Raw genomic sequence first — 5,052 nt, forward strand, 5'->3', positions numbered from 1 at the left:
CGGCATGGTTATCATTGTTGCAGGCGGCGTGTTCAGCAGTTTTACTCCGGCCTCAATCAAAAAATTTCTGATGAAGCAATAATTTAACAAGGAGAACACCATGATTTCCATCCGCGAACAATCTTACGGCTTAAACGTAGCGCTGTACAACGAGTTCACTTTGGACGATTTCCGCCAATTGGAAGAAGCCTTGTTGGCCGCGAAACAAAAAGTCCATCTGCCCGACATCCTGTTGGACTTGTCCATGCTGAAAGACTTCACCATCGATATGGCGGTTGAGCAAATCAAATTCCTCAACCAACACGAAACCGACTTCGGCCGCGTTGCCGTCATTACCGACGACATTTGGATCAAACTCGGCGCGCGCCTTTCCAGCCTCTTGACCAACCAACATCCCAAATATTTCAGCGATGCTGCCGAAGCACAGGCTTGGTTGTTGGCAAGCAATTTGAAATAAAGATAAGGCCGTCTAAACGCATTACCTGAGCAAATTCAAAACCGCTTAGGCTCAAAATCAACGGTATCACAATATTTTTCAAAGCATAAAAAAAGGCCGTCTGAAACCTTGCAACCCGCAAAGTTTCAGACGGCCTTTCATCGTTTTTATTCAAAAACTTACATCACATCCAATACATCAATACCCAGCAATTCCAAGCCTTGTTTCAGCGTGTCGCCGGTCAGCTTCGCCAGTTGCAGGCGGCTGTTGCGGGTTGCGCCTTCTGATTTCAAAATCGGGCAGGCTTCGTAGAAGCGGCTGAACAGAGTGGCAATTTGATAGAGGTAGGCGGCGAGGTAGTGCGGATACGCAGTATCTGCCACACTTTGCAGTACGTCTTCAAATTTCAACAGCTCGGCGGCCAGTTGTTTTTCCAAAGGTTCGGTCAAAACGGTTGGCGCGGTTGCATCCCATTCGCCTGCTTTGCGGAACACGCTTTGCACGCGTGTGTAGGCGTATTGCAGGTAGGGGGCGGTGTTGCCTTCAAACGAAAGCATGGCATCCCAGTCGAACACATAATCGCTGGTGCGGTTTTTACTCAAATCGGCATATTTGACTGCGCCGATGCCGACAACTCGGGCAATTTTCTCTGCATCACTTAATGCTGTATCAGTATATTCCTCTGCTCCTCTGACAATCTTGTCAATCTTATCGATAGGAAGATGATACACAACATCGTTTTCCAAAGTAATTTCCAACTTTTTATTTTCTAAGTTGTACTTTAATTTATTTTTTAAATTATCAGAATTAGTTAAAGAAGAAATCTTTTTTAATCCATCTTCTAATTCTGTTGTTAATTGCCATTTTGGATTTTTCTCTTTTACGACTTGTTCGGCTCGATTGATCGCTTCATCAAGTAAATCAACCAGTTTCACGGTGTCGCCACTGCGCGTTTTGAACGGTTTGCCGTCTTTGCCCATCATGGTGCCGAAGCCGATAAACTCGGCTTTTACATCTTCCGGCAGATAGCCTGCTTTGCGGGAAGTTGTAAAGAGTTGCTCAAAGTGCAGGGCTTGGCGGTGGTCGACGACATACAACAGGCGGTCGGCATGAAGCGTACCGACGCGGTAGCGCAAACACGCCAAGTCGGTGGAAGCATAAAGGAAGCCGCCGCCTTGTTTTTGCACGATAAATGCGGCAGGTTCGCCTTCTTTGTTTTTGAACTCGTCCAAAAACACGACTTTCGCGCCGTCGTCTTCGACTGCCAAACCTTTCTGAGCCAAATCATCGACCACGGGCTGCAAATCGTTGTTGTATGTCGATTCGCCCGCCACGTCTTCTGGACGCAGTTTCAGGCCCAACGTGTCATAAACGGCTTGGGCGTGCGAGAGCGAAATATCGACAAACTGTTTCCACAACGCCAAAACGGTTTCATCGCCGCCTTGTAGCTTCACAACGTATTCGCGTGCAGTGTCAGCGAAGGCAGGATCTTCGTCAAAGCGTACTTTGGCGGCACGGTAAAACTGTTCCAAATCAGCCAGCTCAAACGCGGCATTGTCTTTTTGCTGCTCAACCAAATAAGCGACCAACATGCCAAACTGCGTACCCCAGTCGCCGACGTGGTTTTGACGGATAACGGTGTTGCCCATAAATTCCAACACGCGCGAAATGCTGTCGCCGATGATGCTGGAACGCAGGTGGCCGACGTGCATTTCTTTGGCAAGATTAGGCGAAGAATAGTCGATAACGACGGTTTGAGGTTTGTCGGTTTTTGCTACGCCGAAACGCGCGTCGTTTAAGGCCGTCTGAATGTTTTGGGCGAGGAACTCAGGACGCAGGCGCAGGTTGATAAAGCCCGGGCCGGCTACTTCCGCACTTTCAATCACAGCGTTGTCCGCCAATACTTCGGCCACTTTTTGCGCCAACTCGCGCGGATTTTGTTTGGCTTTTTTCGCCGCACCCATCACGCCGTTGATTTGGAAATCGCCGTGTTCGGCATTCTTGGTCGGCTGCAAAACAACGGGGCTGTCGGCAATGCCTGCGGCGGCAAAGGCTGCTTGGGCTTCACGTTCGACGGTTTGGTATAAATTCATGTTGTCGGTCTCTATCAATTCAAATCAGGCGGTATTTTAAAAGAATTTCGGGCTTTAAAACAGGGCAAGCTGCAATACTTTTCCAGCGGCTTGTTATATGATTGCATTCTGATTCAACGATTTTGCTGTAAAGGCCGTCTGAAAGGAAAAGCCATGAACCCGAAAAATACGCTTTGTCTGATTGTCGATATTCAAGAACGCCTGCTGCCCGCCCTTTCCGGCGCGGATGAAATGTTGGAACGCTGCCGCCTGCTGATTCAAGGTTTGACGGCTTTGGACATCCCCTTTGCCGTAACCGAACAATATCCGAAAGGTTTGGGCAGCACCGTATCCGCCGTATCGCTGCTGTTGCCCGAAGGCACGCCGATTGTCGAGAAAACCCAATTTTCGGCGTTTTTGCCCGAAATTCAGGAAATCTTACGCAAAAACGACATTAAAAACGTTATTTTGATGGGTGCTGAAGCGCATATCTGTATGCTTCAGACGGCCTTGGATTTGAAGGCGCAAGGTTACGCCGTATTCCTGCCTTTCGAATGCACCGCCTCGCGCACAACGGCCAACCGCGACAATGGTTTGGCGCAAATGAGCCGTCAAGGCATTATCGTTTCCAATGTCGAAAGTATTTTGTTCCAACTGCTCGGCGATGCCAAACATCCGGCCTTTAAGACTATCTCCAAACTAATTCAATAACAGGCCGTCTGAAATGCAATACACCATCCGTCCTGCCCTGCGCCAAGACTTGCCCGCCATCGTCGATATTTACAACAGCACCGTGGCCACGCGCCAATCCACGGCCGATTTGTCGCCGACCACGGTTGCCGAGCGTGAAATGTGGTTTGCCGCGCACACGGACAAACGCCCGATCTACGCCCTTTACGATGCCGACGGCACCGTATTGGCATGGGGCAGTTTCAGTGACTACCATCCGCGCTACGCCTACCACATCAGCGCGGAAGTCAGCATTTATGTCCGCCACGATATGCGCGGCGCAGGCGTGGGCAAAATCCTGTTGCGGCACATGCTCGAACGCGCACCGTCCTTAGACATCCACAACGTCATCGCGCTTGTGTTCGGCCACAACTATCCGAGCCTGAACCTGTTTCACCGTTTCGGTTTTGAAGAATGGGGGCGGCTGCCACAAGTCTGCGACTTGGAAACCATGTTGGCAGACGTGGTGATTTTGGGCAAAAGGATTGTGGATTGATTACGGCAAAGGCCGTCTGAAAACTGAATTCAGACGGCCTTTTGACGGCAAAACCTTTATTCCGGTTTCTTCGCCAGCATGGTAACGAATTTAAACTGAATCGGATTGCCGAATTCGTCTTTCGCGTGCATCGAACCCAGCTCTTCCTTGTATTCCACCAATTCCCAATCCTTATAGTATTCGCGCAGCTCGCCCTCACTAAACTTGAACGGGAACGGCATCGGGCAAGGGAAATCTTCCGTATCCATCGCAGACACGATCAGGTTGTAGCCGCCGGGGTTGGTGTGTTCCTTTATATTGGCAATCACGTCAGGAACGTAACGCGGCATCAGGAACATAAACACCACGGTCGCCACCATATAATCGAAGTTTTCCTGAATATTGGCGGCGTTGAGGTCGTATTCAAACGCGCGGACATTCAACTCTTCGATACGCGCCAGCTCTTCCACGTTTTGAACCGCATGGGGATTATTATCGACAGCGGTAACGTCAAAACCTTTCAAACCCAGATACAGCGCATTGCGGCCCTGACCGCAGCCCATATCCAAAACCTTGCCGACAGGTACGATGCCTTCGGCAGCACGGACGGCCGAATGTGTCGCGCTCATGCCGTATTTCTTATTGAAATAGTCTGCCGCCTCGCAGTAAAACGACAGTTGGATTTCCGTGTCTTGCGTTTGCGGCGCGATAAAGTGCCATGCTTGCGGATGGATAATCCAATCATCGCTTTCAGGCGTCAGCTCGTGCGTGGACGTAACATTGCCCGCCTCGTCCACTTCATTGAAGTTCAGACGGCCTTGGAGGACATTGAGGCAGCCCCAAGTACCGGCGGCAGTATTGTGTTTGGACAACAAGGCTTCGGGAATCTCGTCCGCCGTCCACACCGGCATCTGCTTGTAACAAAACAATTCTTGCTGTTCGCTCATCATGTTTCCTTTCTATTTTGACGGTTTCAACACAGCTTCTGCCAAGGCTTTTTGAATGGCAATCACGCTCTTGTCGCTTTTAAATTGCAAGGTTTCGGTTGGCACCTCGCCGGAAGAAACCCAAATCTTCAGCTCGGCATCCAAATCAAAATGACCCGAGGTTTCCACCGAAAAGCGCGATACTGAACGGTATGGAATCGAACGGTAAGACACTTTCTTGCCGGTCAACCCCTGCTTGTCCACCAACACCAGCCGATATTCGGTAAACACAATCAAATCGCGCACCAGGCTGAATGCCATTTTTACCTGTTCGCCATCAATCAGGATATTCGCCAAATCGCGTTCCACCGCATCGGCGTCTTTTTGCGAAGCATTGCCCAAAAGGCCGCTGAA

The 5,052-nt window shown here is 50.0% G+C and carries 6 protein-coding genes; 3 read left to right on the plus strand and 3 right to left on the minus strand.

The features are described from left to right. Positions 1–100: 100 nt before the first annotated feature. Complete coding sequence (locus tag ACTHUE_RS10775; RefSeq protein WP_003678720.1) at positions 101–457, plus strand: STAS/SEC14 domain-containing protein; 357 nt, start codon at positions 101–103, stop codon at positions 455–457. 158 nt (positions 458–615) lie between these two features. Here the strand turns inward: ACTHUE_RS10775 and argS are convergent, their stop codons facing one another. Then, positions 616–2,529 carry an arginine--tRNA ligase gene (argS, locus tag ACTHUE_RS10780; protein WP_004519327.1) on the minus strand — a complete coding sequence of 638 codons (1,914 nt, stop codon included), beginning with the start codon at positions 2,527–2,529 and terminating at the stop codon, positions 616–618. Positions 2,530–2,682: 153 nt separating this feature from the next. On the opposite strand from argS, the gene ACTHUE_RS10785 reads away from it, so the two are divergent. Both ACTHUE_RS10785 and ACTHUE_RS10790 read left to right on the plus strand, forming a co-directional pair. Beyond that, positions 2,683–3,219: an isochorismatase family protein gene (locus ACTHUE_RS10785; RefSeq protein WP_004519326.1), complete on the plus strand. Its 537-nt coding sequence runs from the start codon at positions 2,683–2,685 to the stop codon at positions 3,217–3,219. A 13-nt stretch (positions 3,220–3,232) separates the two neighbouring features. Then, positions 3,233–3,733 carry a GNAT family N-acetyltransferase gene (locus tag ACTHUE_RS10790; protein ID WP_004519325.1) on the plus strand — a complete coding sequence of 167 codons (501 nt, stop codon included), beginning with the start codon at positions 3,233–3,235 and terminating at the stop codon, positions 3,731–3,733. Positions 3,734–3,789: 56 nt separating this feature from the next. Here ACTHUE_RS10790 and tehB read toward each other — a convergent pair whose 3' ends face one another. Both tehB and ACTHUE_RS10800 read right to left on the minus strand, forming a co-directional pair. Beyond that, entirely contained in the window at positions 3,790–4,659 is an 870-nt protein-coding gene (gene tehB / locus ACTHUE_RS10795) for an SAM-dependent methyltransferase TehB (protein WP_039861960.1), read from the minus strand. 12 nt (positions 4,660–4,671) lie between these two features. Further along, positions 4,672–5,052 (minus strand): PH domain-containing protein (locus ACTHUE_RS10800; RefSeq protein WP_440423456.1); only part of this gene is annotated, 381 nt, incomplete at its 5' end.

The organism is Neisseria sp. P0021.S005 (genome assembly GCF_051956955.1).